Source organism: Candidatus Binatia bacterium, from assembly GCA_036504975.1.
Taxonomy (GTDB): domain Bacteria; phylum Desulfobacterota; class Binatia; order UBA9968; family UBA9968; genus JAJPJQ01.
Genome location: DASXUF010000010.1, coordinates 1 through 24,501, shown reverse-complemented (window position 1 = coordinate 24,501; position 24,501 = coordinate 1). Strand labels below are relative to the sequence as shown.

Below are 24,501 nucleotides of genomic sequence, written 5' to 3'. Positions count from 1 at the left end.
TGGTTGCGCAACCAGCAGCGGATGAAGGGGTGGACAGAAGCGGCGCAAATGGGATAATCAGAAATGAGCGTCGCCGAAGAGGAGGAAGAACCATGGCACGAATACGCCATCTGGCGATTCGAACGGAAAATCCGGAAAAGTTGGCCGCCTTTTATAAGGAAGTTTTCGGTTTCGAGGAGCTTCATCGAGGCTCGCATCCGGGACACGCGACGGGAAAATCCGTGCATCTCACCGACGGCTACTTCGAGCTCGCCATCCTCGACAACTCGGCGCAGCAGAGCCCGAACGGGCTCTATCATTTCGGCGTTCAGATCGAGAACATGGACGAAACGTTGGAGCGGGTGAAAAAGCAACAGCCGAACAAAGCGGTCAAGAAAAGGCCGGAAGGGACTCCGTTCGCGGAAATGCGCGTGTCGGACCCGGAGGGGAATCTGATCGACCTCTCGGTCCACGGCTTCATGGATTATCAGCCGTTGAAGAAGAGCTAAGAGAGCGGCGATGGCAAAACTCAGCTTGACGATGGCGCTCTCGCACTACGACCGCCACTTTCCTTTTTTCGACGGCGCGGTGTCGATCGACGGCGTGGACCTCAACGTCCTGCTGGTCGGGCAATCGGAGCCTCTAAAACACGGCGTCGATCGCCACGAACGGATGCTCCAGAAGCGCGAGTTCGACATCTGCGAGCTTTCGCTGTCGTCCTATCTCATGGCGCGAAGCCGCGGCATGCCGTTTACCGCGGTTCCCGTATTTCCGCGCCGCCTCTTCAGCATGTCGCAGATGTGGGTCCGGACCGACGCGGGCATCGACAGTCCCAAAGATCTCATCGGCCGCAAAGTCGGGCTCAGCACGTTTCAGACCACGCTTTCCGTTCTTGCCAAAGGCGATTTGCAGTCCGAGTACGGCGTCGACTGGCGCAAGATCGAGTGGATCGTCGCCAAGGAAGAGACGCTTCCGTTCAAGCCGCAAGAGGGAGTAAAAATTCGCCTGGTCCCGCCCGGAAGAAAGATCGGCCACCTTTTGGAAGCGGGAGAGATCGATGCCCTCTTCATGCCGCACCCGCCGAAAGAGGTCCTCGGCGGCTCGGAGAAGATCCGCCGGCTCTTTCCCAACGCCAAACAGGAAGAGATCAACTACTTCCGTAAGAACGGTTTTTTCCCCATCATGCATGTCGTGGCGTTCAAGGACGAAGTCCTCGAACAAAACCCGTGGCTCGCCGGGAGCGTCATGGCGGCCTTCGAGAAGGCGAAAGAAGTTTGCCGGCATTATTACGACGATCCGAACTGGTCGCGGCTTGTCTGGGGGCGCCATTTTTTCGAGGAGGAGAGAAGTTTATTGGGCGAGGATCCCTGGCCGTACGGCATAACCAGGAACCGCGCCAACCTCGAACGCTTCATGGACTATTCATTCGATCAGGGTCTGATGGAGAAAAAGCCGGCGGTCGAAGATCTCTTCGCGCCGGCGATGCTGGATTCGTAAGGTTGTCGACGATGACGCGCGTGGTTCGCTGTCCGACGTGTCGAACCGAGGTCCCATGGGAGGGAAATCCATACCGCCCATTTTGTTCCGAGCGCTGCCGGCTGATCGATCTCGGCGCTTGGGCCGAAGGCCGCTATCGAATTCCCGGAAAGAAGATCGAGACCGAGAACAAAGGTGAAGACGATGATGACGACTCTCAATGAGCAGAGCGCGGCGCGATGAGCATTCATTCCACGGCGATCGTCGATAAGCGGGCGGAGATACATTCGGAGTGCGAGATCGGTCCGTACGTCGTTGTGGAAGGGCCGGTCAAGATCCAGCGCGGCACGCGCGTGATGGCGCACGCGACGATCATGGGTTGGACCGAAATAGGGGAGGAGAATGAAATCCATCCGGGCGCGGTGTTGGGCGGCGCGCCGCAGGATAAGGCCTACTCCGGCGCGGAGACTTATCTCAAGATCGGCAGTCACAACGTTTTCCGCGAGCTCGTTCAGGCGCATCGCGGTACGGCGCCGGGCTCCTCAACCGTCATCGGCGGCGACAACTATCTGATGGCGACTTCGCACGTCGGCCACAACTGCCGGCTCGGCGATCACATCGTTCTCGCCAACGGCGCGTTGCTCGGCGGACACGTCGAGGTGGGCAACAGCGCCTTTATCTCAGGCAACTGTGTCGTCCATCAGTTCGTGCGGGTGGGCGAGCTTTCCTTGATGCGCGGCTTAAGCGGCGCGAGCCGGGACGTTCCTCCCTACTCGATCATGGACTGGCAGCACACGGTGCGGGGCGTGAACAGCGTGGGACTTAAGCGCGCCGGGTTCGATGAGCGGAAAATTCGCGCGCTGAAAGAAGCCTTCCGCGTCCTTTTCCGCAAAGGACGAAATCTCAGTTTGGCTGTCCGGGAGCTCGAGACAAAAAAAGACCTGACGTCGGAAGTGCTATCACTTCTGGCGTTCATCAAGTCTTCAAAACGCGGAGTTTGCTTCGGTCCTACTGCTGCGGAGTAGCCGCAGAAACCTGCTGCTGTTGCTGTGACGCCTCGGGAGAAGCGCCGATGAATACAACGGGTTCCTCTCCTTTGAGATGCCTCGGAGTCACCACGTAGGTGCCCTTCACCGCCGGATAGATAATCTCGTTGGCGACATCACCCCGGCCGGCGGTCAGCAGATAGCCCAGGCCTCCCGTCAGCAGACCAAGGCCGGCATAGGTGATCTTGGTCGGCATGTAGAAAATGTTGGCGAGGACAGAGCCGACGCCCCACCCCAGCTCTGTCCCGACTTCCTTGGTCGGGGACTGCTCGGCAGCCGGGGCCGGGGATTGTGCGGGTTGCTCCTGGGCCCTCAGCCCGACGGGAGACAAACCGAGGACTAAAACCAGCGTGCACGCTAAAAGCGTGGAAAATTGTGTTTTCATGCGCCCGAATATACCAAAAGATTCCTACCCTGTCAAAATATATTTATATTCTTTAAAACGATACTCCCGTATGGCCTCCAAACCGTTCTTTGGACCCCAGCGAGGCTGGGCTCGGGAAGCGCTATGCCGGCATGCTAAACCACGCCCCAACTCGTCCAGCCAGCGATCGTGATTTGAATAATCGGCCGTTCCTCGAGTCGCATTTTTTCGTACTGCGAATATTTTTTTCTGAGAAGACGCACTGCCTTTGCGTGGCGCGCCCCGCGGAATAAAAGCTGTGCTCTTCCCGAGATCAACACGTAGGCCAGCTTATTCCAATTGTCGTCGTATCGATCGATCACGACGGCGACGTGAGGGTTCGCCCGGATATTGCGGACTCTTTTAAGGAGGAGCGGAGAAGTTTTTTTCGGCTTCTCGTCGATCGGAGAGTAAATCTCCTTGCCGTCGAAGGCGAAGCAGATGGGAATAACGTGAGGCCGGCCTTTATCGTCGGCGCTAGCAAGATGTGCAATCCGCGCCGATTGGACAAATAATTTTTCCCGCCTGGTCACATCTAGATCTTGAACTCGCCGGCGATATTCGGCGCGAACAGCTCTTCGAGCTTCACCGGCCGGTCGATCAGGCCCTGCTCGCCCATGTAGCGGATCAAAGTTTCCAGCAGATGCCGGTTGGGCTCGACGCCATAGGGCCACCAGTCGGAGCCAAAGAGCGATTTAAGCAGTTCCATCTCGGCGAACTGCCAGGGCAGAGTGCACGCCAAGGTATTGGAGACGTGCATCGCCTGGATGGCGCGGTCTTTGGCTTCACAGAATGCCTTGTAGAGACTTCGGGCGACCCACGGGTGGCGGTCGTAGACTTCTTTCCTGATGACCAGCACGTGCATGATCGGAAAGATCTTCGTGCGCTTGTAGTAATCCATCTCGACTTCTTTGTAATTGGGAAACAAGCGCCGGACTTTTGGCGAGCCTTTGACGAACGACGAAGGGCTCCGCGCGGAGATGAGCCCGTCGATCTCGCCGCTCTCGAGCATGCTATTGAGCGTCTTGTCGTCGGCGATCGGACACACTTTGATTTCGGGTGGGAGGTTCAGACGGACTCTTTCCTTCCTGCCCGGTTCCTCCTGCCCGCCGACGAACCACTCGATATCGCTCGTCTTCACGCCGTACTCGTCGTTCAGAAAACCGCGGATCCATACCGCCGCCGTGATCGAGTATTCCGGCGCGCCGATTTTTTTGCCTTTGAAGTCCCGCAGCCCTTTGATTCCGGCATCGCTGTTGATGAAAATGCAGGAATGTCGGAAGAAGCGCGAGGGAAAAACGGGGATGGCGACGAAGGGAGAATTGCCGCGGCTGACCATCGTGATGTGATTCGAGAGCGACATCTCGGAGGCGTCGAACTCGCGGTAATTGCTCATGCGCCAGAAAATTTCTTCCGCCTGAAGAGGAAGATAGTTGAGAGCGATGCCTTCCGGCTGGACGGTTCCGACTTGCAGCGCCTTGGTTCGGTCGTAGTCGCCGCAGGCGACGGTCAAGTGCAATTTATCCATCGAAGGTTTTCTGATTTCTTCGCGCCAAGACGCCAAGGAAACAAATCCGAAAAACGAATATCGAAATCCGAAACAAACTCCCAAGACAAAGAAATCTCAAATCGGAAAAATCCAAATCATCGAATCTGGACGAAGCTTGTTTCGAATTTTCGATATTTTGATCATTTGAAATTGTTTCGAATTTCGGGTTTCGTGCTTCGAATTTTTTTTGTGCTTGGCGCTCTTTGCGGCTTTGCGCGAGATATTTTTTCTTAGCTTATTCCGTGTCCCAGCGCGATAGCCGCTGCGCGATCGCGATGAGGATAACGGAGATAACGGAAATAACCAGGCCGATCGCGGCGACCCGGCCGCGCATGCCGTCGAGGTAGAGAAAATAAAGCAGAGGGCCCAGAGCTTCTGATCCGGGACTGTAGAGAAACAGCGTGGCGCTGAACTCGCGCATGAACGTCGTCGCGAGGATGATCCAGCCGGCCATGATGCCCGGCCGCATCATCGGCACGAGAATGCGGCGAAATGTGGCGAAGAAGCCGGCGCCGCACACGGTCGAGGCCTCTTCCAGTTCCTTGTGGATTTGAATGATCGTGCTGCTGACCGCTCTCAGTCCGTACGGGAGAAAGCGGGTGATGTAGGCGATCATGATGATCCAGAGGGTCCCGTAAATCGGGATGGGAAAATCGACATAGGCCCAGAGAAGACCGAGAGCCAGCGCGGTCCCTGGAAACGCCCACGGAATGAAGACCAGGCCTTCGAGCAGCCCGCGGGCGGCGATTTTTGTTCTGATCGTAATGTATGCGGTCAGAGCTGCAAGTCCCATGCAGAGCGTGGCGCCGACGATGGCAAGAATCATGCTGTTGCGGAACGCCCTGAAGACGCGCGGGTTTTCTACCACGAAGCGAAAGTTGCTGAGCGTCAGGTTTTGCCACGTTTGCCAAGTCGGCACGTGATAGTAAGGGAGAACGGAAACGAGGAGTAGAACCAGAATCGGCAATATGACCATCAGAGTCAGCATCAGCAGGGCGGTGCCCGAGGCGAGATAGCGCCACCGGCCCAAATCGATCTGGTGCGGCCGGAAGCCTTTGCCCGTCACCGTAGAGAAGCTCTCCACCTGGGAAGTGAACCTGCGGTAGAGGTAAACAAAGATCAGCGCGATGAGAAGAATGCCGACGCCGTACGTAGCCGCCAGATTATGGTTCGTGGGAAAAGAGCCCAGCGCCTCGCGCCAGATCTTCGTGGTAAAAACCTCGAGCCGCGCCGGCAGCGCGATGATGGCCGGCGTATCGAAGCTCTCGACCGCCCGGACGAAGTTCAACGTTCCGGCGGCCAGGATCGCCGGCCTCATCAGGGGAAAGGTAATCCGCGCGGCAACTCCCACCTCGCCCGAGCCGAGGGTCTTGGCGGATTCTTCGAGCGACGGGTCCATGCTTTTGAGCGCCGCGGCAATGATGAGAAAAGCCAGCGGCGTGAGAATCAAACCCTCGACGAAGATCAGACCCGGGAGCGAGTAGATATTGAAAGGGCCTCTTTCCAGACCGAAGAGCCGGACCAGTATCCCATTGATGAGGCCGTTACTCGGGTTGAGGAGCAGCACCCACGATATCGAGATCAGAAGCGGCGGCAGGATATTCGGGACGATGGCGACCAGCTCGAAGAGTCTCCTGAAAGGCGCGTTGGTCCTGATCGTGATCCAGGCAAGTGTAAGCGCTAGTATCACAGAGAGACCGGACGCCCCGATGCCGAAGATGAACGAGGTGAGAATCAGCGGGTAAGCGGTCGGATCGGAGTAGGCCTGGACGTAATTTTGCAGCGTGAAATGACCTGGAACGCCCAGGGGAGAGTCGGTGAGGCTCCCGTACAAAAGAAAAAAACTCGGGTAGAGCGCCAAAAAAGCGATGACGCTCGCGACGCCGACAAAAATCAGGTTAACGGGCTGGGTGAAGAATAATGCGACTCGGGCGAGGCCCCCGTTAGTGGGAAGCGCTCGCCCGATTGCAACGGTTCTGTCGTTCACCGGCTTGCGATCCCTATTGCAGGAAGATCTTGGTGTACTCCTTCTTCTTCTCGGCGAAACCCTTCGCATCGAGATCGTACAGCTCGACGAACTGGATCTTGTCGGCATCCGGCAGCGGCGGGTAGACGCCCTTGCGGTTCACAAACTCGCCCAACTTGGCGATCATCATCATGCTCTCCTGGCCGAGGAAATAGTCGATGAATACCTTGCCGGCGTTGACGTGCGGCGCCTTGTTGCCGAGGCCGAGATAGTGGCCGTCGCCCATCATTTTCCCCAGCCGGACATAGTCCAGCGGCGCGCCTTTTTGACCGTAGATGTAAGCGTATTTGACGTAGGTGATCGCGATCGGCGTCTCCCCGGTCGAAACGCGCTCGGCGGCGGGGAGCAGAGACTCGACCAGGATCGGTTTCATGGCGGCCAGATCCCGGATGTATTTCTCGGCCTTTTCCTTGCCCATCAGCTTCTCGAGACTCGCCACCCATTGCGTCGTCGTCGTGTGCTGCGTGGGATCGGGCATGACGAGCTTACCCTTATATTTAGGGTTCACCAGATCTTCGAGAGATTTCGGCGCGTCGGCGGGGCTGATCGCGCTTTTGTTATAAACGACCCCGATGATGACGTTGCGATATCTGGGGCCGAGATTCGGATCGATGGAGTCCTTGCTAAAATCCTTGGCCGAGGGAGAATCGTACTTGGCGAAGATTCCCTCCTTTTGCATGAGCTGCATGGGATTGTCGTTGGTGAGGATGATATCGAAACCGGGCTTCCCGGCGCGGTACTCGCTCACGGCCCGGTCCATCACCTTGGTGGCCGACCCTCTCCAGTACTCGACCTCGATTCCGGTTTTCTTTTGAAAGGCCTTACTCACGACATCCATGCTGTCGGATTCGAGCGAGCCGTAAATGACGACCTTTCCGCCTTCTTTTTTGGCCGCGTCGATGAGCTTTGCATCCTGGCCGAAGCTCGGACCTGCGGCAAAGATCAACAGCGCCAGCCCGGCAACAAACGAATTCAGAATCTTCCGCATGTTAGTAACCCTCCTTCACCTCTTTAGACGAAGCCCGACTGAATACTTTCAAATTCACCTAGCGGAGTCAAGCTTCGCGCGCAGCCGTCGCGGACCGTTTTTCCGTCTTCTGTTGACAGGGTAAAACATGGATCATATAAAGGTTTCTCGAACTTTTTTTGCATGGAGAAGGGAAGTATGGATCAGGTGGACCTTGTGGTGAAAAACGGCGAGGTGTGGACGCCCGGTGGCTTTGTCGGCGCCGACGTTGCCGTAAACCAGGGCAAAATCGTCGCTCTCGGCCGGGATCCTTCGTTTCCGGGATCGACCAAGGTCATCGACGCCAGGGGGAAGAAGGTCATACCGGGCTTGATCGATACGCACACGCACCACCGGGATCCGGGATTCACGCACAAGGAAGATCTCACGACGGCGACTCAAGCCGCGGCCGCAGGCGGCGTGACCTTCTCGATCGGCATGCCGAACGTGAACCCGCCGACGACGACCGTCGAGCGCTACCGCGCTCTGATCGAAGACCACAAGAAAAAAGCCGTCGTCGATTTCAATCACAACCCGTCCGGCACCGTGCCCGAGCAAATCCCCGGGCTCGCCAAGGAGGGATGTCTGGCGTTTAAAATTTTCATGGTGCGGGACACCGGGCGGGATTATCCGCACATGCCGGGCATCGGTCTGCACAACCACGGCGCGCTTTTCCGCTCTTTCGAAGCCGTGGCGAAGACCGGCCTGCCGCTGATGGTCCATCCGCACGATCAGGATTTGATGGACGTGATCGAGCAGCGCTACTGGGAGCGCGGCGACAAGAGCCCGCAGGCTTACGGCAAGGCGTATCGCGATTTCGACGGCATCATCTGGGACACGGCGATCGCGACCTTGATCCGCTTGCAAAAATCGACCGGCACGAAACTCCACATCCTCCACATGAGCACGCCCGGAGGCATCGAGATGATCCGGCGCGCCAAGGAAGAAGGGCGGCAGGTGACTGGTGAAGTCAATCCATGGGCGCTTTTTCTCGCGACCTGGGAGAACGTCGAAAAGCTCGGACCCTATTGCCTTGGCTTCTGGGTGCCCGACGAGCACGCGGAAGCGCTCTGGAGCGCGATCAAGGACGGTACGATCGAGGTCGTCGGCACCGACCACGCGCCGCACACCAAGGAAGAAAAGGACATCGGCTGGAAGGATATGTGGAAGTCTCCCGGCGGCGAGCCGCAGATCCAAGATTATCTGCGACTTTTTCTGACCGCGGTGAATCAGGGAAAGCTGACGCTCGATCAACTCGTGCGCATCACTTCTTACAATCCCGCGCGCATCTTCGGCGTCTATCCGCGGAAAGGCGTCATCCAGATCGGATCGGATGCCGATCTCACGATCGTCGACATGGAGCGCGAGGAGACGATCACGAATGAAACGACGTACACCAAAGTCGGCTGGACGCCCTACCATGGGCGCAAGGTGAAAGGCGCGCCGATTTACACCATCGTTCGCGGCAACGTAGTAATGGAGAACGGCAACGTGGTGGGGAAGCCCGGATACGGCGAGTTCGTCACACCCGTCGGCGGCTAGCCGCTAAGCCGCGCGCCGTCAGGAAACGGAGCCCCCTCGGCCCTATGAGAGAAAGCAACGCCGCGTCAAGCCACCCCCGGGTAAAAGCTGTTTTCAGAAGCTTCGATATCCGGCATCCATTCGCGCTTGCCGCGCAAGTCGGTAAATTCCTTCGCGAGCAGATCACCTTGGAACGCGCCAAGGATGAGGTCAAAAAGTCTCTCGACCAAAGGGCCGAGAGATTTCTCGACCTGGCGCGAACGCATATTTACGAACGCCCGGACCATCCCTATTTGAGACTTCTCAAGCTTGCCGGATGCGAGCTTTCCGACCTTCAAGCGCTGGTGCGCCGTCATGGAATCGAACCGGCGCTCGCGCGCCTTGCGGCGGAGGGAGTTTACCTCACCTCCGATGAATTCAGGGGGAAAAAAGATATTGTCCGGGGCGGAAAGAGCTTCCGCGTCACCCCGGCGGACTTTGAGCGCCGTTGCGCGCCCGCCGGCTATACGATCGAGAGCAGCGGGACGCGGGATCGTCCGCTGCGTTCGATCATTTATTTCGACTGGCTTCGGCTCCGAACGTTCGGGACCGGCGTCTTCTTTGCCGCGCACGATCTGTTTTCCTACTCGCACGCAATCTACGACGCGATTCTTCCCGGCGGCGCGGTCAACCACCTGCTCGTGAATGCCAAGTTGGGCAAAGCGACGGATCGCTGGTTCGCCCGCTGGGTGCCGGAAAGGAGTCCGTTTCATGGCCTGGCGCACCATCTGTCGACGTATCTGATGGTGGTTGTCGGCAAGAGAAACGGACCCGGGTTTCCGCTACCGCGCTTCATCGGATTCGAAGACATAGGCCGCATCGTTCGTTGGATCGAAAGAGAAAAACGAGCCAGGAAGCGCTGCTATGTCATCACGATCGCCAGCAGCGCGGCGCGCATTGCGCGCGCCGCGCGCCAGCTGGGAGTCTCGCTCGACGGCACGTTGTTTAACGTCGCCGGAGAGCCGCTGACCGAGGCGAAGGAAGAAGCTATCCGCCATGCGGGTGCGCGCCTTACGTCGCGTTACAGCTACGGCGGCAACAACAGCGCCGGGTTAGGTTGCGCCAACCCGAGTTTCCCAGACGAGGTTCACGTCAACCAGAACACGCTCGCGCTCATTCGGCATCCTGCGCCGCTCGACGTGAACGGCGCTTCGATCCATCCGCTGCTCTGCACGACGCTCTATGCCGAAGCGCCGAGAATGCTTTTGAACGTTGCGAACGGAGATTACGCGATCCTCGAGGAAAGAAGCTGCGGCTGCGAGTTGGAGCGCGCCGGCCTCCCGCTCCATTTGCACCACATTCGGAGCTTCGAGAAGCTGACCAGCGAAGGCATGAATTATTTTTACGGCGATCTCTTCCAGCTTCTGGAGCAGGTCTTTCCCGCCGAGTTCGGCGGCGCGCCCGGAGATTACCAATTGGTCGAGGAAGAGGACGGCAATGGGCGGACCCGCTTGACGCTCGTCGTTCATCCGCACATTCAAGGGCTCGACGAGGCGAAGGCGCTTTCGCGCCTCCAGGACGCGTTTGCGGCCGGCTCGTGGGGCAACGAGTTCATGAGCCGGATCTGGCGCAACGCCAACACGTTTCGCATCCAACGCAAGATCCCCTACACGAGCCCGCGCGGCAAGATCCTGCCGCTACACATCCCGCGCTCTTGACCCGAACCTCGATCGGGAGTTTTTAGTTTTCCGCGATCTCTTCTACCGGATCGAGCCTGTTCATCACCAGCCCGTCGATCAGCTTGGGATAAAAGTAGGTCGTCTTCTGCGGCATCTTCTCGCCCGCGGCTGTAACCGCCAGGATTTCTTCCGGCTGGGTCGGGTTCAAGATAAACGCGGCCATGTAATCTTCCTTGTCGAGCATCTGCAAGACTTTCTCTTCGTCTTGCGAATAAGTAATCGCGCCTTCCTTGACCTGATCCTCGGGCTTGATGCCGAGGATGTGATCGAGGATAAGGCGGTGGAGGACGCTCACGTCCAGCTCTTGCAGCGGCGCGCTCAAATCGCCGGCCAGCCGCTGCATGAAGCGCTTGTTTTTCAGCCGTAAAATCAGATAGCGCGGGTCGCGCTTGAACGCAGCGCCGATCAGGCGATGTTTTTTTCTTCCGCTTTGCAGCGCGCGCAGGAACGAGCGCTGGCCTTCCGGGTTTTTTGGGTACGGCTCGATATAAAAATAGCGCATCAACGACTCTTCAAGCTCCCTGAAACCGATCGGTGCAAACGAGCGCACCAGCCGGTGCGTCGGCAGGATCGTCACCCCCTCGTCCTTCATGTTGGCGAAAACCATCATGACGTAATTGAACGCCTCGCGGCCGTTGAAGTTCGGAGTCTGCTGCCGCATGCGCTCGCGATAATTCATCGCCGCCTCGTAGCGGTGGTGGCCGTCGGCGATCAACAGCGGCTGTGGCTCCATCTCTCTCTCGGCCATGCGAATCAGCTCGGCGTCGGTGATGCGCCAGAGACGGCAGCTCCCGCCTTTATCTTCCTTGACCTCGACGTCCGCCGGCTTGCCCTGCACGTGCTCCGCCAGCAAGCGATTGATCATCTGCCTGGGCTCGTTGTAGAGCGCAAAGATCGGGCTCAGGTTGGCGTTGCAGGCGAGCATGAGCCGGAGCCGGTCCTCTTTCGGCGCCGCGAGCGTCGCCTCGTGCGGGCGGATCGCGCCGCTGGAAAAATCTTCGATCCGGGTGACCGCCATGAATCCTTTTCGCTCTTTCTCTCCTTTGTACGCATAGCTCTGAGTCAAAAAGTAGATCGCGGGCTTCTCGTCCCGCGTTAAAATTCCTTCTCTCTGCCATTCGTCGAACAGCCGTGCGGCGCTTTCATACGGCTCCGGCTCCCGGCTCAGGATCAGCCGCACGATGTTGTAAGGCGAACGGCTATAGAGCTTCTCTTGCTCCTCCGGGGTGATCACGTCGTAAGGCGGCGCGACGACCCTCGAAGGATTGGCGATCTTTTTTTGATTGTAGAGAATTCCCTTAAAGGAAGCGATTTTTGCCATGGGGACTCTTAGGTCGCTGTTTCCGCGATTTCCTGAGCGATCAGCTCTTCAAGTTCCTCTTCGTAGCGCAGGAAAGACGGCGAGAGCCGCTGGCGCGGGCGCGGCAGTTTGACCTCGAGAACGGATCTCACTTTGGACGGGCGAGCGCTCAGCACCACGATCCGATCCGAAAGGAAGACCGCCTCGCGCACGCTGTGGGTGACGAAGAGAATCGTCTTCTTCGTCTCCGCCCAGATGTCCACGAGCATTTGCTGCAGGCTCGTGCGCGTCTGCGCGTCGAGCGCGCCGAAGGGCTCGTCCATAAGCAGGAGCTCCGGCGAGTAAGCGAGAGCGCGCGCGATGCCGACGCGCTGCTTCATCCCGCCCGAGAGACGATGGGGAAAAATCTTCTCGAACTCCGATAGCTTCACCATCTCGAGATAGTGCTTGACGATCCGGTCGTGGTCGGCGGCAGGAATTCCTTTCATCTTGAGGCCGAAGCAGATGTTGCTGCGCACGTTGAGCCAGGGAAAGAGGGCGAATTCCTGGAACACCACGCCGCGGTCGAGGCCCGGGCCGTCGATCGAGTTGCCGTCGAGGAGAACCTCGCCGGACGATTTTTCGTAGAGGCCGGCGAGGATCATGAGCAGGGTCGATTTGCCGCAGCCGCTGGGGCCGATGATGGTGACGAGCTCGCCTTCCTTGATCTCCAGATCGACTTTGTCGATCGCCGTGATCGAAGAGGATCGGCCGAACCCTTCGTCGATCTGAAAAACCTTGCGCAGGTTTCGGACGGCGAGTTTGGTTTGCGACATGGGCTTTAAAGGATGAAAGATGAAGGATGAGGGATGAATCTCTGATTTTCCTTTTTCATCCTTCCGCTTTCATCCTTCAGCCTTGTTTTTATAGCTCCCTCAGCATTCCCCAGCGCTCGACGGTGTAGATTTCGAGGGACCGGAGCGCCACGCGCTCGAGCAAAAATCCCAAGACGCCGATCATGATGACGCCGGCGTACATGATATCCGAGGCGAGGAAGGCCCGCGCGTCGAAGATGCGAAACCCCAAACCGGTGCCGATCGAGGCGAGCATCTCTCCGGCAACGAGGATGCGCCAGGCCCGGGAGAAGCCTTGCCGATAACCCGTAATAATCGAGGGCAGCGCTCCCGGGATCAGCACCTTCCAAAATAAGCTGATTCCTTTTGCCCCCAGGGCGCGCCCCGCGTTGATCAGCGTGGCATCCACGCCTTTGACGCCGGTCCAGGTATTGAGCATGATGCTGAGGCTCGCCTCGAAGGCGAGGGTGAAGATGATCGCCTTCTCGGTCAGCCCGAACCAAAGAATCACGAGTGGAAAAATCGCGATGCCGGGAATCGCGAGAAAAAAATTGAGCGGCGGGATGAAGATCTTCTCCGCCCAACGGCTGGTTCCCATCAGCAGGCCGCAGATCGTCCCCACGATGATGCCGAAGAAGACGCTGGAAAGAAGCCGGAGCAGAGAGTGAAGAACGTCGGTTAAGAAAATCCCCTGGACCGTGAGCTCCCACATCTTGGCAAAAATTTCGGTGACCGTGGGAAAAAAGGCGGGATGGATCACCTCCATTCGGGCGACCAATTCCCAGAGGAGCAGGATAAAGGCCAGCGGCAGGAAGTTGTCTAAAAAACCGCGCAGATAGTAGGCCGGGGTGGCGCGGCCCTCCGGTTTGAGAGCCGCGCGCGCCGCCGGGATGGTTACGTCGGGTGCTTTCGCCATCGCGAGCTGTTTATTTGGCTTTTTCCGCGAAGCGATTGTCGACGACCGCGCGAACATCGGGCACGGCCTTGATTCTGCCGTCGTCGACCGAGACGCGGGAAAGCTCTTCCGTGTCTTTGATGTCTACGTCGCTGATGGCCAGGCGGTCGTACTTGGTCAGATAAATTTCGCGCTTGACGTCGGCTGTATTGAGCGTGAGGCCGCGCATCTTTTTCATCGACTCCGTCATGATGCGCGCCACGTCGTCCGGGTTTTCACGGATGTACTTGATCGACTGGGCCCAGGCGTTCAGCACCTTCTGCACGACCTCGGGGTTTTTGTCGATCAATCTCGAAGGCGCGATCAGGAAAAAAGGATAAGAAGAGTTGATGGGCTTGGTGAGATCGTCGGGTCCAAGAATAACTCTGCCGATCCCTTTGGCGACGATACGGCTGGGCGAAGGCTCCCAGGTTACCGCGCTGTCGACGGACCCCGACTCCAAGGTCGCCGGGATTTCCGGGTTCTTGATATTTTTGATGCTGAAGTCCTTGCCGGATAGTCCCTGGCTCTTCAAATAGCGCGCCCAGACCGCGTACGTGCCGGTTCCGAGTTGGACGGCGACCGCCTTGCCCTTGAGGTCCGCCATCGTTTTGCTTTTCTCGTCCTTCTTGGGAACGACCACGCTTCCGGTAAAGCCATAAGCGTTGAGGGCGATCGCCTTGATGGGAAGTTTCTTGGCCGCGATGGCCTCGACGCGCGAAGGGGAGGCGACGCCGAAGTCGGTCGAGCCGCCGATCATGGCCTCGAGCACCTCCGTGGCCGTGCCCTCGCTGGCGTGCTTGACGTCGAGACCCTGCGCGGCGAGGTAGCCCTTCTCGATCGCCACCACCGCTATGGTGGCGTACATGTTTTCCGAATACGTGATGTGGACCTGGGGCTTCTGCTGGGCCGGAGCGGCGGACGGAAACAAAGCGGCGGCGGATAAGAGCAACCAAAAGCAGAGCGCGGCCCGTAAAAATCTTGTTTGTGTCATGGCTTCCTCCTATTTGGGGTGTGGGTTGATGCCAGCGACCTTCGGCGTGTTACACGAACGTGCTCTCAAGCACTGCTCGCTTGCGTATGTATCGCAGAACTTCACGGTTTACAAGATTCTTGCACGCCGCCCGTAGTGTTCCGGGACGGGCGACATTGATACGGGCGCGCCGGTGTGGCATAAAAAACTCTGTGCCTGTCTCGTGGCTGCAACTCTCTCTCAAGGCCTCTCCGCTGGCGCTCGACGCGATCGCGAATTTCCTCATCGAGAGAGGCTCCCCCGGCGTCGTTCTCACACGCAATGAAGTGCGGGCTTTTTTCGCGCGCTCGCCGAGGACCCCGGTTCTGAAGCGCGAGATCCACCGTTTTCTCCGCGACATCCGGAAAATCTATCCCGGCTTCGGCGAGCACCCGCTCGACTGGAAATTGCTCAAAGAAAAAAATTGGGCCAACTCGTGGCGGCGGTTTTTTTCGCCGCACAAAGTGGGCCGGTCGCTTTTGATAACGCCGCCGTGGGTGGACCCGCCCGCGACTCGCCGCCGGCAAGTCATCATCATCGAGCCCGGCATGGCGTTCGGCACGGGGACGCACGCGACCACCCGCTGTTGTCTCGAGTACCTGGAATTCCTGACTTCGCGCTTCAATGGCGGCGAGCTCACCGCGCTCGATGTCGGCACCGGATCGGGAATCCTGGCCATCGCGCTGGCCAAGCTGGGCGCCGCGAGAGTGGTGGCGCTCGACAACGATCCCACGGCGCTCAAGGTCGCGCGCGCCAACGTCCGCGTCAACGGCGTCGAGCGCAGAATCAGGCTGGCGAATTGGAAACTCGACAAAGTGTACGGATCGTTTGCCGTCGTCGTCGCCAATCTTACCGCCGAGACCATCGTCGATCTTGCCGCCGCGCTCGAAGAGCGCGTTGCCGCGGACGGGTATCTCGTTCTCTCGGGAATTTTAGAGCCCAAGGCACGCCAGGTGCTCGGCCGGTTCTGCCCCTCGACGTTCCTCCCTCTTCGCCAGACCCGGGAGAGGGAGTGGGTGACGCTGCTGCTCAAAAAGAAGAGCCGGCCGTGACGCGCTTTTTTCTCCCGAAAAGAAACATCCTCGGCGAGAGCGCAACGATTGCCGGCGCGGAGCTCGAACACATGCGCAGGGTGCTTCGTCTCGGACCCGGCGACCGGGTGACGCTGTTCGACGACGAAGGTTGGGAGCACGAAGGGACGATCCGCTCCTACTCGGACGGTCTGGGAGAGGTTCGGATTTTAAATTCGTACCGGCCGGAGCGGGAATCTCCGGCACGGATCACGTTGGCCCAAGCGCTGGGCAAAGGGGAGAAGTTCGACTGGGTGGTCGAGAAGGCGACGGAACTCGGCGCGGTGGCCATCGTGCCGTTTCTCTGCCGCCGCACCGTGCCTAAGCTGGACGGCGCGGCGCGAGAAAAAAAGAGGACGCGCTGGCAGCGGATCGCTCTCAGCGCGGCAAAACAGTCCGGCCGCGTCCAAATTCCGGAAATTCTCGACGTCACGGATTTCACCGATCTCATCCGGCGGCCGTGGCAATGCGATCTAAAGGTCATTTTTGGGGAAAACGAAACGGCTCACGGATTGGCGCGCCTCGGGGAAGAAAAATCCAGCGTGGAATCGCTCCTCCTCGTGATCGGGCCGGAAGGCGGCTTCACTCGGGATGAGGTCGCCGAGGCGACCGCGAGCGGCTTTCGCTCCGTCAGCATGGGGAAAAGAACTTTGCGCACGGAAACCGCCGCCGTGACAGCGCTGTCGCTGGCGCAGTTTTTATGGGGCGATCTTGGGTAGTTGTTGCCGGTCCGCCGCGTAGGGTCTACAATTCCTTCACTTGTGGAAGCGGAAGCAAACGACGTTGCCGAGATCCAGGCTGAGATCGACCGGGAATTCGACCGGCTTTACGAGCGCCTCAAAAAGGAAGAGCAAGCGCGCGCGGTTGAATGGGGCGGTTTTTTCCGCCGCTTTTCGGCTCTTCTCGTGGATATTGTGGTACTGATTTTCTTCTCTCTGTTGCTCGTTTTTCTATCGCTGCTCGGTTACCGCGTGGGATTGGCGGCGCATCAATCCTCGATGTCATGGGCGTCGGAACAGGGTTTGTTGAGCGTCCTCCTCGGCGCATGGATCTTTCTCGTCTGCGGCTACTTTGTCGTGCTTCACCGGATGGAAGGCAGGACCGTAGGCAAGTGGTTGTTCGGCCTGCGCGTCGTCGGCGCCGGCCGGGGGCCGATCACTTTTGGCCAGGCGTTGATTCGCTGGCTGGCCGCCGTTATCACCGCGCCTCTGCTGCTGGGATTTTTACGCGTTCTATGGAACCGGGAAAAAAGAGGCTGGCACGATCTACTGGCCGGAACTTGGGTGATTAGAGAACGAGCGGCGAGCCGCGAACGGAAAGCGGACTGATATGCCGGCGTTGAAGATCGGGGTCGTCATGGACCCCATCGATAAAATCAACATCGACAAGGATACGACCTTCGTCATGATGCTCGAGGCGGAAGCGCGAGGCCACGAAGTTTACTATATGGAGCTCGAAGACCTCTCGATCCGCGGCGCCGTGCCGGAAGGCCGCTTTCGCCGGGTAAGCGTGGCGCGGGCGACTCCTCATTACCGCTTCGGAGAGGAGAGCGCCGGACCGCTCGCCGACTTCGACGTGATTCTCATGCGCAAAGATCCGCCCTTCGACATGAAATTTTTCTTTGCGACGCATCTGTTGAGCCTGGTGGACGAGAGAAAGTGCCTGGTCGTGAATCACCCGCTCGGTCTCCGCGAGGCCAACGAGAAACTTTACGCTCTCAATTTTTCCGAGCTGATCCCGCCGACTCTGGTGGGTTCCAGCATCGAGAGACTTAAACAGTTCATGACGGATCAGGGTGGAGAGATGATCATCAAGCCATTGGACGGTTGCGGCGGCAGCGGGATTTTCTACCTCAATCAGAAAGACCGGAATACCAACGCGCTGCTGGAAGCGGCGACGAACAACGGAACGAACCCCATCATGGCGCAGCGCTACATTCCGGAGGTTCGCAAGGGCGATAAGCGCATCATCGTATTGAATGGCGAACCCCTGGGCGCCCTTCTGCGCATACCGCGCGAAGATGAAACCCGCAGCAACCTCCACGTCGGGGGCGAAGCGATGAAGGCCAGCCTCGACGCCAGGGACCTTGAAATCTGCCGGGTGATGGCTCCGTCGTTGAAGCAATTAGGTCTTTATTTTGTCGGCCTGGATGTCATCGGCGGCTATCTCACCGAAGTGAACGTCACCAGCCCGACGGGCGTTCAGGAGATCAACGCCCTCGACAAAGTCAGGCTGGAGAAACGAATCATCGACTTCGTCGAAAAAAAATCACCGCGCGGCGCAAGAACCAGCGCCCAATCTTGACTCTCCGAACATTTTCAGCAATATTTCCAACCTCTGGCCAGGTAGCTCAGTCGGTAGAGCAGAGGACTGAAAATCCTCGTGTCGGCGGTTCGATTCCGTCCCTGGCCACACCCAATTTTTCCTGACTTCTATTCCAGATTTTGTGATATAGGGTTCTCTTGGCGCAGGTAGAAGAGGCGCCTAGAGTGCTCAATTTGGATGCCCTAAAAGAAAAAATACGCTATTACACCGAGTGGATTCGACTTCTTTGGGCGGGGATGTTTCTCCTTGGGGCCGGAGTCATCAGCTTCCTTTTAGCTTTGGATAGCCACTTGAAGATACTGCTCTTTGTTTTGGGTATGTTTCTTCAGGTTGTTTTTGCCGTGATCATTGGTATGATTCATCGTAGAGTTAGCGCTTCGATTAAGGCTCTGGAGGGCTTCAAATGATTTACCAGATAATCGCTGTCATTGGCGCCCTTGTCGTGTTCGGTTCATTCCTTTACGTCCTTTGGGTGCTAGGTCGATCTTTAAAGCAGTAGTTCATTGGCGCAGGAGAATGACTTTTGGATGCCTTTAGTTGGATCAATCTTATTTTTATCGTCATCGTTCTTGTCGGTTACGCCTATCATAAGGGAACCTACAATCCCTTCAAGGCCCTTTGGCATGACCTGAGAAAGTCCAACAAAGCCTCGGGCAACCTTCGTTGAGTTAAAATCCCGCCAGGCTTTTCACGATCATCACTCCTAAAATCACGAGCGCTAAGATGATCACGGTCGCTAGGAACGCCCACTCGCGCCCACGATATCGAAACCCCATTGCTCCCAGCGGGCCCTTATAAAAGAACTCGGCGTTCATCTCGGTCTCCTAGTCAGATTCGCACTAATCCAGATATCGTGTCCGATAGCCATCTGCCTAGAAGTCCCCACAAACGCCGCGCTTGTGCCTTAAGCCGTGCCTCTAATTCCTCCCGCCTGAAGCGTAACGCATTGCAGACCTTCTGTGAGGGAATTTGTCTCCGGTACGCCCATGTATGGAATGTGCTTGTTCTTGCCCTGAGGAAACGGGCGGCCTCCTCAATGGTTAGTAATGCTTCCATTCGGCAACCCTCCTTGGCCTATCTGACTCGATGTTAACACGCGAAGGCGGATTGCTTTCTCACTGAAAGAAGGATTATTTCGGGGAATTGTTCGAAAGCGAGTAGCGGACTACCACACAGAGAGGAGATTAGAAACGGAGTGCTCGGTAATCTTGAAATGTCGCGCGGTTAGCAGGCGGGCTCTTTGCCTGATCGGGTCAGGCCGTCCCTTAGGGTTGTAATTCTTATCCAGAAACCACAGATCTCTGATCGTCTCTTCAGATATCTCAAAGTTTTTGCTAGCAGATTGGACCTTTTCCCTTGGACTGCCGGGGAGTTCCCGAAGCGCGAGTTCGACATGGTAAAGGCGAAATAGCTCTTTGTAGTAAAACTTCTGTACCTCATACGAGGTTGCTGTTCTCATTTTCCTCCTTTTCCCTCTTGTCTCAGGAATCAATGCTTTGCCAAACTGTCCCAGGTGTTTTGCTGCAAGCTGTCTTTCCTTCAGGGAACCACGCTGCACCTGCTCCCGCCAATACCTGAGAACATCGCAAATCACGTCGCCTAATCCTTCTCGGTATCGAAGCTCGAACAACTCCCTTTCCTCTTGGGCTCTAGCCAATGGATGGAGGTACTCTAGGGGATCTCGCTTGACTGGTTTTTCCTCCAGCTCTGAAATCCACGCGCTTGAATCCTCTGCATACTTCGGGTCGAATCTCGATCTTTCATCCCGATTCGTTAGTGTCTTTAACTGGATCACGTGGGATCGAGTGACGACTTTGTTCCCCGGAGCCGTAGCCGAAAAAAACTTCATCGCGGTCTCGTTGAAGTTTGCTAATCTCGCGGTAATTTCCTCGTCCGACAGGGGATGAATGCGAAATTTGTCAGACGTGTTTAATTGTAAAGCGTCCACTCCGAACTGCTTTACGGCTTGGACCACGTACTTCACGACCTCATCCGTGTATCGCTGCTTGCCCGAATCGGTGATTTCGATGCACCGTGCGATCTGATCCCTATAATAGTAAGACGGAGATAGTCTGTACACGGCGGGTATGTTCTCGTCTTGAAGGTACGCTGCCCGTCTTTCTGCCTGCGCCTTGATTTTTTTCTTAGCGGTGGGGGTGAAAATATTGTCAACGATAAAGTCATCTTCCTCGTTGACGTAAGCTATGCAAGTGCTGTTCGGATGGAAATCCTTTGGTGGCGAACTGGGAACTTCGCCGTTGCTTTTGGTCTTCATATCGCCTCCTGTCGGATATCTCCTGCTTTGAGGAAAGGGGCCAGGCCGGGCAGGAGGGCACCGGCGTTTCGCGGATCAGGCTAAGCCCCGAGAATGATTTCAATCATAAGGCGGAACTCGGAAAAGGCAAGAAAAATTTGAAGTTGTCGGCCTTTGCCGAGTGGTGGCACAATGACACCGTGTTTTTTCCAGATTCCGCTATCGAGATGCGTGGTGAATTGTGAGTAAGGAAACGAACATAGTGAAGTGGGTAAATGTTGTTCCTTTCGTCGCAAAGAAAATCTGCGGATGGGCCTTGGTTGTTCTCGGGGTTTATCTTTTCGGTGCAAGCTTGGCCCGGACCTCGGAGTGGTTGGTCTTCGACGCGGCCGTCGTTGTTGGCTACCTGGTCGGAGTCTCGATGCTTCCCGCTTGCTTTGTTTTCCTCGGTTGGTATCTTCTCAGGAACAGACCCCCGCCGGAAGGTTGAACGTGCGTCCCTCGGCCCGGCTCTCGGGGATCAGGCTAGGCGCCCAAGGATCAACTTAGCGTAACGCTATTCAGGTCCAAAGCAAGAAATTCAGCTTGACGGCCCGCCCTGTATGGGGGCAGAATCGCTCCATCGACAGCCTTAATGTGGAAAGGCATTGATCCGGCGCTTAATGATAGGTGGGCCGTAGATACTGACGGGCTGCGGATTCTTGCGGAGGCGTGAGAATCAGAAACCAAAAAAAGGAAGCGATTAGCTGTATGAAAGCATTTATTCTCGTGGTTATCTTAGCACTGAGCGGTACCGCGCTGGGTCAACAAGCCAAGGATCTGCCCCAACCTGGGAGATATCAGATAGCCACACATCGTCTGCTCACCAATATCGACAATGTTATTTTGCTGGATACTTGGACAGGTAAGACTTGGAGACTCCGCGGATCTGATACTTGGCATCTCATGACACGCCTCGATACCCCTGAGCAAGTGAAGGAGTGGAATAAAGCGAATCCACCGCCGAGCAAGCAGCCGTGAACCTGTCCTACATTGACCGACTACGTATTCCGATCAATTCGGCCAGCCTACTCCCTCCCGAGTTCTACGCATAACTTGCGTCACGCATTGCATAGTTTCCTTTTTGTTTTGTGCCGAACGGAGAGACCTTTCGTCGATGTCCCGCGAAGGGCTTGAAAGCCTTCCCCCCACCCCCTGGCCTCGGGAAAAAAATGTTCCAGAAATGTTCCAACTTCAGGCGGCAAACCGTAGCACTCGGTAACAACCCGCTTTCCAGAACACCACGATTTTCCTAGAGGTCGGCTACTCTGTATCACTTACTGTTCTCGCGCTTTGGGCTTCGTGTCGGCGGTTCGATTCCGTCCCTGGCCACATCCAACCTTCATCTCCGGTCAGCCGGCGCGCCGTCTTGCCTCTCGTGCACGGAAGCAAGTATAGTGTGAGCGTTCTGACGCCAATGCTGCGTGGAGAAATAACATGGACTCATCGACAGCCAAAAGATTAAGTGGCGAGCTGGCCAAGATGGGCGTCGCGAGCATCGCCGCCGGAATGGTGATCGGTTGTCTTGCCACTCGAATTTCCCCGGCTTATAGCGCCGAGCAGATCCAACCCATCGCCGGGATCCCCTGCGATCGCGAGGAGGGAACGGCTTTTCATATCCATGCTCACCTGGATGTATTCGTAGACGGAAAACTCTATCCGGTTCCTGAAGGGGTGGGCATCGCGGGTCGCACCTGCCTATACTGGCTGCATACGCACGATCCAAGCGGAATCATCCATGTCGAGGCGCCGCAACGAAGAATTTTCACGCTGGATCAGTTTTTCGATATTTGGAAAGCTACGGCGAAGGGAGCGCCGCCGGTGCAACAAAAACCGAAGATATTCGTTAACGGCAAAAGAGTGAACGGAGGATTGGATCGGGTTGAAATCGCGGACCTTGCGGAGATAGCCGTTGTTTACGGCAAGGACCCGCCTAAGATTCCGCCGTCCTTCGACTTCCCTGCGACCTATAGAAAAGGTTAGCCGCCAAAAAACCAAGTTGATTTTTTTCCCAGGTGGGTTATAGGTTCTCAAGCTAAAAGAGGGCGATAGAATGCCTTTCGTGGCCGCAGTCGCCGCCAGTCACGCGCCGAATATTCTCCTGGAGCCGGGCCCGGAGTGGGACGAGTTCATGCAGCTCCACTATCGCATGGCCCCGCAAGCGGCATCGTCCAAGCCTTCTCTAGAGGCGCAGCAAAAACTCCGGCGCGACGCCGAGAAGGCCTATGCGGCGCTCCGCGCCGACCTCGAGGCGGCCGAGCCCGACGTTCTCATCGTCGTCGCCAACGATCAGTTCGTGAATTTCGTCTTCAATAACATCCCGACTTTTTTTGTCACCTTGGCCGACGAAGTCAAAGGGCAGTTCACGCGCCACAAGTTTCACTACCGCAATCACAAAGAGCTCGGCCGGGCGATCTTGAAGGCGGGGATCGACCGCGGCATCGATTTTTCCTTCGGCGAGTATATCGAGCTGCAGCACACGCAGACCGTGCCGCTCTACTTTCTCTTGCCCGAGCCCAAGATTCCGATCCTGCCGATCTACGTCAATACCTGGGTGGATCCCATACCGACGCCGCGACGTTGCTACCAGATCGGCGAGCTGATTCGACAAGTCGCCGACGGTTGGAAAGAGCGCGTGGCGATTCTCGCGACCGGCGGGCTCTCCCATTTTCCCGGCTCGCCGAGAATCGGCGAGATCGACACGCAGTTCGATCACAAGCTGCTGGAGATCCTGCGCGACGGCAGGGGCAGAGCGCTGGCGGATTATTCCGTCGAGGAGATCAGCAAGGCGGGAGATTCGGAATTTCTCAACTGGATGGTCGTGATAGGCGCCGTCGGCGACGCCAAGGCGTCAGAGACGTTTTACATGCCCGACCACGTGGCGACGGGATGGGGGTTCGTCAGTTGGAAGAATGTTGAATGATGAATTTTTAATTATGAATTGGAATTCAAAACTCAACATTCAAAATTTAAAATTTGAAATCGCGCCGGAGGCGCCATGAGCAGTTACCATCTCAATCGGTTTCTTTTCGATCTCAAGATGAACGGGGGAGTCTTGAAACAGGCCGCCGCCGATCTCGAGGCTGCCATCGGCCAGTACGAGCTCACGTCCGAGGAAAGGGAAGCGCTGAAGGCGGGCGACCCGAGGAAACTGCGCCAGCTCGGCGCGCATGGAATGCTGGCTCTTTACATTCTGAGATTGAATCTTGAATTTCGTAACAATATTTATTGGAGCCAGAAATGACAAGGATGAAGGCGGAAGGCTGAAATCGGAAATTTCATCCTTCATCCCTCATCATTCATCCTTTGGGAGTGGCCATGGATCTAGGATTGAAGGGAAAGGTGGCGTTGGTGGCGGGCGCGAGCCAGGGCATCGGAAGGGCGGTGGCCTTGGGCTTCGCGCGCGAAGGAGCAAAAGTGAGCATCTGCGCCCGCGGCGAGGCGCAGCTCAACGAGACGGCGGAGATGATCCGGCGCGGGACCGGCGCCGATGTGCTGGAGCTCGTCGCCGACATGACGCGCGCGGAAGATATTCAAAAATTTGTCGCCAAGACGGTGGAGAAGTTCGGCCGCCTCGACGTCATCGTGACCAATGCCGGCGGACCGCCGCCCGGCGAGTTCATGAAATTTACCGACGAGGATTGGGAGAACGCGTTTCGCCTTAACTTCTTGAGCGCCGTGAGGCTCACGCGCGAAGCGGTGCCGCACATGCGCAAGGTCGGCGGCGGGCGCGTGATCAACATCTCATCGTATGCGGTCAAGGAACCGATCGCCGGGCTCGTGCTCTCGAACGGCGTGCGCAGCGGCGCCATCGGCCTGGCGAAGTCGCTCTCGCGGGAATTGGCCAAGGACAACATCCTCGTCAACAACGTCTGTCCCGGCAGGATCGACACCGACCGCGCGAAAAAATTGAACCAGGCGCGCGCCGAGCGCATGAAGAAGGCGGTAGAAGAAATAAATAAAGAAATGGCCGGGGAAATTCCCCTGGGCCGCTACGGAACCGCCGAGGA

General features: G+C 57.2%; 28 protein-coding genes and 1 tRNA gene. 18 read left to right on the top strand and 11 right to left on the bottom strand.

All coding sequences use genetic code 11. The features are described from left to right. Window positions 1-92: 92 nt before the first annotated feature. Genes VGL70_01335 through lpxA form a run of 4 tightly spaced genes read left to right on the top strand, consistent with a single transcriptional unit; the run spans window position 93 to window position 2,480 of the window. Complete coding sequence (locus tag VGL70_01335) at window positions 93-488, top strand: VOC family protein (GenBank protein ID HEY3302156.1); 396 nt, start codon at window positions 93-95, stop codon at window positions 486-488. A 10-nt stretch (window positions 489-498) separates the two neighbouring features. Beyond that, entirely contained in the window at window positions 499-1,476 is a 978-nt protein-coding gene (locus VGL70_01330; protein HEY3302155.1) for an ABC transporter substrate-binding protein, read from the top strand. An 11-nt stretch (window positions 1,477-1,487) separates the two neighbouring features. Next, window positions 1,488-1,679, top strand: coding sequence for a DNA gyrase inhibitor YacG (locus VGL70_01325; GenBank protein ID HEY3302154.1), 192 nt, complete (start codon window positions 1,488-1,490; stop codon window positions 1,677-1,679). 15 nt (window positions 1,680-1,694) lie between these two features. Then, on the top strand, window positions 1,695-2,480 hold the full coding sequence (gene lpxA / locus VGL70_01320) for an acyl-ACP--UDP-N-acetylglucosamine O-acyltransferase (protein HEY3302153.1): 786 nt from the start codon (window positions 1,695-1,697) through the stop codon (window positions 2,478-2,480). Here lpxA and VGL70_01315 read toward each other — a convergent pair. The 5 genes from VGL70_01315 to VGL70_01295 all read right to left on the bottom strand — a co-directional run bounded on the left by VGL70_01315 (window position 2,464) and on the right by VGL70_01295 (window position 7,467). Further along, the gene (locus VGL70_01315; GenBank protein HEY3302152.1) at window positions 2,464-2,886 is read right to left on the bottom strand and encodes a hypothetical protein; all 423 of its coding nucleotides are present in this window, start codon (window positions 2,884-2,886) and stop codon (window positions 2,464-2,466) included. The genes lpxA and VGL70_01315 overlap by 17 nt on opposite strands. A gap of 134 nt (window positions 2,887-3,020) precedes the next feature. Continuing rightward, on the bottom strand, window positions 3,021-3,437 hold the full coding sequence (locus VGL70_01310; GenBank protein ID HEY3302151.1) for a TIGR03668 family PPOX class F420-dependent oxidoreductase: 417 nt from the start codon (window positions 3,435-3,437) through the stop codon (window positions 3,021-3,023). Between the two features lie 2 nt (window positions 3,438-3,439). Then, a complete protein-coding gene (locus VGL70_01305; protein HEY3302150.1) occupies window positions 3,440-4,432 on the bottom strand; it encodes an ABC transporter substrate-binding protein in 993 nt (330 codons plus the stop codon). A gap of 256 nt (window positions 4,433-4,688) precedes the next feature. Beyond that, window positions 4,689-6,440 carry an iron ABC transporter permease gene (locus VGL70_01300; GenBank protein HEY3302149.1) on the bottom strand — a complete coding sequence of 584 codons (1,752 nt, stop codon included), beginning with the start codon at window positions 6,438-6,440 and terminating at the stop codon, window positions 4,689-4,691. Window positions 6,441-6,453: 13 nt separating this feature from the next. Continuing rightward, window positions 6,454-7,467 (bottom strand): extracellular solute-binding protein, encoded by a 1,014-nt coding sequence (locus VGL70_01295; GenBank protein HEY3302148.1) that lies wholly within the window; start codon window positions 7,465-7,467, stop codon window positions 6,454-6,456. Window positions 7,468-7,644: 177 nt separating this feature from the next. Between VGL70_01295 and VGL70_01290 the strand changes: the two genes are divergently transcribed. Both VGL70_01290 and VGL70_01285 read left to right on the top strand, forming a co-directional pair. After that, window positions 7,645-9,027, top strand: a complete 1,383-nt coding sequence (locus VGL70_01290) for a dihydroorotase family protein (GenBank protein ID HEY3302147.1) — start codon at window positions 7,645-7,647, stop codon at window positions 9,025-9,027. Between the two features lie 44 nt (window positions 9,028-9,071). Then, complete coding sequence (locus VGL70_01285) at window positions 9,072-10,703, top strand: hypothetical protein (GenBank protein ID HEY3302146.1); 1,632 nt, start codon at window positions 9,072-9,074, stop codon at window positions 10,701-10,703. Window positions 10,704-10,725: 22 nt separating this feature from the next. Here the strand turns inward: VGL70_01285 and VGL70_01280 are convergent, their stop codons facing one another. The 4 genes from VGL70_01280 to VGL70_01265 form a co-directional block, all read right to left on the bottom strand. After that, window positions 10,726-12,045, bottom strand: coding sequence for a DUF1015 domain-containing protein (locus VGL70_01280; GenBank protein HEY3302145.1), 1,320 nt, complete (start codon window positions 12,043-12,045; stop codon window positions 10,726-10,728). Window positions 12,046-12,053: 8 nt separating this feature from the next. Beyond that, the gene (locus tag VGL70_01275) at window positions 12,054-12,839 is read right to left on the bottom strand and encodes an ABC transporter ATP-binding protein (GenBank protein HEY3302144.1); all 786 of its coding nucleotides are present in this window, start codon (window positions 12,837-12,839) and stop codon (window positions 12,054-12,056) included. A gap of 88 nt (window positions 12,840-12,927) precedes the next feature. After that, a complete protein-coding gene (locus tag VGL70_01270; protein ID HEY3302143.1) occupies window positions 12,928-13,773 on the bottom strand; it encodes an ABC transporter permease in 846 nt (281 codons plus the stop codon). Window positions 13,774-13,783: 10 nt separating this feature from the next. Next, complete coding sequence (locus VGL70_01265) at window positions 13,784-14,785, bottom strand: ABC transporter substrate-binding protein (protein ID HEY3302142.1); 1,002 nt, start codon at window positions 14,783-14,785, stop codon at window positions 13,784-13,786. Window positions 14,786-14,976: 191 nt separating this feature from the next. Between VGL70_01265 and prmA the strand changes: the two genes are divergently transcribed. The 7 genes from prmA to VGL70_01230 all read left to right on the top strand — a co-directional run bounded on the left by prmA (window position 14,977) and on the right by VGL70_01230 (window position 18,865). Continuing rightward, complete coding sequence (gene prmA / locus VGL70_01260; GenBank protein HEY3302141.1) at window positions 14,977-15,855, top strand: 50S ribosomal protein L11 methyltransferase; 879 nt, start codon at window positions 14,977-14,979, stop codon at window positions 15,853-15,855. After that, a complete protein-coding gene (locus tag VGL70_01255; protein HEY3302140.1) occupies window positions 15,816-16,592 on the top strand; it encodes a 16S rRNA (uracil(1498)-N(3))-methyltransferase in 777 nt (258 codons plus the stop codon). The genes prmA and VGL70_01255 overlap by 40 nt, the downstream gene beginning before the upstream one ends. Window positions 16,593-16,634: 42 nt before the next feature. Next, the gene (locus VGL70_01250; protein HEY3302139.1) at window positions 16,635-17,201 is read left to right on the top strand and encodes an RDD family protein; all 567 of its coding nucleotides are present in this window, start codon (window positions 16,635-16,637) and stop codon (window positions 17,199-17,201) included. Window position 17,202: 1 nt separating this feature from the next. Continuing rightward, the gene (gene gshB, locus VGL70_01245; GenBank protein HEY3302138.1) at window positions 17,203-18,177 is read left to right on the top strand and encodes a glutathione synthase; all 975 of its coding nucleotides are present in this window, start codon (window positions 17,203-17,205) and stop codon (window positions 18,175-18,177) included. 35 nt (window positions 18,178-18,212) lie between these two features. Further along, window positions 18,213-18,285: transfer RNA gene (locus VGL70_01240), tRNA-Phe, on the top strand. Window positions 18,286-18,362: 77 nt separating this feature from the next. Then, a complete protein-coding gene (locus VGL70_01235; protein HEY3302137.1) occupies window positions 18,363-18,605 on the top strand; it encodes a hypothetical protein in 243 nt (80 codons plus the stop codon). A 116-nt stretch (window positions 18,606-18,721) separates the two neighbouring features. After that, complete coding sequence (locus tag VGL70_01230) at window positions 18,722-18,865, top strand: hypothetical protein (protein HEY3302136.1); 144 nt, start codon at window positions 18,722-18,724, stop codon at window positions 18,863-18,865. A gap of 1 nt (window position 18,866) precedes the next feature. Here the strand turns inward: VGL70_01230 and VGL70_01225 are convergent, their stop codons facing one another. After that, a complete protein-coding gene (locus tag VGL70_01225) occupies window positions 18,867-19,013 on the bottom strand; it encodes a hypothetical protein (GenBank protein ID HEY3302135.1) in 147 nt (48 codons plus the stop codon). A gap of 350 nt (window positions 19,014-19,363) precedes the next feature. Then, the gene (locus tag VGL70_01220; protein HEY3302134.1) at window positions 19,364-20,473 is read right to left on the bottom strand and encodes a hypothetical protein; all 1,110 of its coding nucleotides are present in this window, start codon (window positions 20,471-20,473) and stop codon (window positions 19,364-19,366) included. Window positions 20,474-21,202: 729 nt separating this feature from the next. Here VGL70_01220 and VGL70_01215 point away from each other — a divergent pair. The 5 genes from VGL70_01215 to VGL70_01195 form a co-directional block, all read left to right on the top strand. Further along, the gene (locus tag VGL70_01215) at window positions 21,203-21,472 is read left to right on the top strand and encodes a hypothetical protein (GenBank protein HEY3302133.1); all 270 of its coding nucleotides are present in this window, start codon (window positions 21,203-21,205) and stop codon (window positions 21,470-21,472) included. 456 nt (window positions 21,473-21,928) lie between these two features. Continuing rightward, window positions 21,929-22,474: a hypothetical protein gene (locus VGL70_01210; GenBank protein ID HEY3302132.1), complete on the top strand. Its 546-nt coding sequence runs from the start codon at window positions 21,929-21,931 to the stop codon at window positions 22,472-22,474. Between the two features lie 70 nt (window positions 22,475-22,544). Beyond that, entirely contained in the window at window positions 22,545-23,414 is an 870-nt protein-coding gene (locus tag VGL70_01205; GenBank protein HEY3302131.1) for a hypothetical protein, read from the top strand. A 75-nt stretch (window positions 23,415-23,489) separates the two neighbouring features. Next, window positions 23,490-23,735, top strand: a complete 246-nt coding sequence (locus tag VGL70_01200) for a hypothetical protein (GenBank protein HEY3302130.1) — start codon at window positions 23,490-23,492, stop codon at window positions 23,733-23,735. A 74-nt stretch (window positions 23,736-23,809) separates the two neighbouring features. Then, on the top strand, window positions 23,810-24,501 hold a 692-nt coding region (locus VGL70_01195; protein ID HEY3302129.1), incomplete at its 3' end, for an SDR family oxidoreductase.

What these genes read in the sequence shown, in the direction of transcription:
- VGL70_01335 (HEY3302156.1), top strand. Translation starts at nt 93, where the DNA reads ATGGCACGAATACGCCATCTGGCGATTCGAACGGAAAATCCGGAAAAG.
- VGL70_01330 (HEY3302155.1), top strand. Translation starts at nt 499, where the DNA reads ATGGCAAAACTCAGCTTGACGATGGCGCTCTCGCACTACGACCGCCAC.
- VGL70_01325 (HEY3302154.1), top strand. Translation starts at nt 1,488, where the DNA reads ATGACGCGCGTGGTTCGCTGTCCGACGTGTCGAACCGAGGTCCCATGG.
- lpxA (HEY3302153.1), top strand. Translation starts at nt 1,695, where the DNA reads ATGAGCATTCATTCCACGGCGATCGTCGATAAGCGGGCGGAGATACAT.
- VGL70_01315 (HEY3302152.1), bottom strand. Translation starts at nt 2,886, where the DNA reads ATGAAAACACAATTTTCCACGCTTTTAGCGTGCACGCTGGTTTTAGTC.
- VGL70_01305 (HEY3302150.1), bottom strand. Translation starts at nt 4,432, where the DNA reads ATGGATAAATTGCACTTGACCGTCGCCTGCGGCGACTACGACCGAACC.
- VGL70_01295 (HEY3302148.1), bottom strand. Translation starts at nt 7,467, where the DNA reads ATGCGGAAGATTCTGAATTCGTTTGTTGCCGGGCTGGCGCTGTTGATC.
- VGL70_01290 (HEY3302147.1), top strand. Translation starts at nt 7,645, where the DNA reads ATGGATCAGGTGGACCTTGTGGTGAAAAACGGCGAGGTGTGGACGCCC.
- VGL70_01285 (HEY3302146.1), top strand. Translation starts at nt 9,072, where the DNA reads ATGAGAGAAAGCAACGCCGCGTCAAGCCACCCCCGGGTAAAAGCTGTT.
- VGL70_01280 (HEY3302145.1), bottom strand. Translation starts at nt 12,045, where the DNA reads ATGGCAAAAATCGCTTCCTTTAAGGGAATTCTCTACAATCAAAAAAAG.
- VGL70_01275 (HEY3302144.1), bottom strand. Translation starts at nt 12,839, where the DNA reads ATGTCGCAAACCAAACTCGCCGTCCGAAACCTGCGCAAGGTTTTTCAG.
- VGL70_01270 (HEY3302143.1), bottom strand. Translation starts at nt 13,773, where the DNA reads ATGGCGAAAGCACCCGACGTAACCATCCCGGCGGCGCGCGCGGCTCTC.
- VGL70_01265 (HEY3302142.1), bottom strand. Translation starts at nt 14,785, where the DNA reads ATGACACAAACAAGATTTTTACGGGCCGCGCTCTGCTTTTGGTTGCTC.
- gshB (HEY3302138.1), top strand. Translation starts at nt 17,203, where the DNA reads ATGCCGGCGTTGAAGATCGGGGTCGTCATGGACCCCATCGATAAAATC.
- VGL70_01225 (HEY3302135.1), bottom strand. Translation starts at nt 19,013, where the DNA reads ATGAACGCCGAGTTCTTTTATAAGGGCCCGCTGGGAGCAATGGGGTTT.
- VGL70_01220 (HEY3302134.1), bottom strand. Translation starts at nt 20,473, where the DNA reads ATGAAGACCAAAAGCAACGGCGAAGTTCCCAGTTCGCCACCAAAGGAT.
- VGL70_01215 (HEY3302133.1), top strand. Translation starts at nt 21,203, where the DNA reads ATGAAAGCATTTATTCTCGTGGTTATCTTAGCACTGAGCGGTACCGCG.
- VGL70_01210 (HEY3302132.1), top strand. Translation starts at nt 21,929, where the DNA reads ATGGACTCATCGACAGCCAAAAGATTAAGTGGCGAGCTGGCCAAGATG.
- VGL70_01205 (HEY3302131.1), top strand. Translation starts at nt 22,545, where the DNA reads ATGCCTTTCGTGGCCGCAGTCGCCGCCAGTCACGCGCCGAATATTCTC.
- VGL70_01200 (HEY3302130.1), top strand. Translation starts at nt 23,490, where the DNA reads ATGAGCAGTTACCATCTCAATCGGTTTCTTTTCGATCTCAAGATGAAC.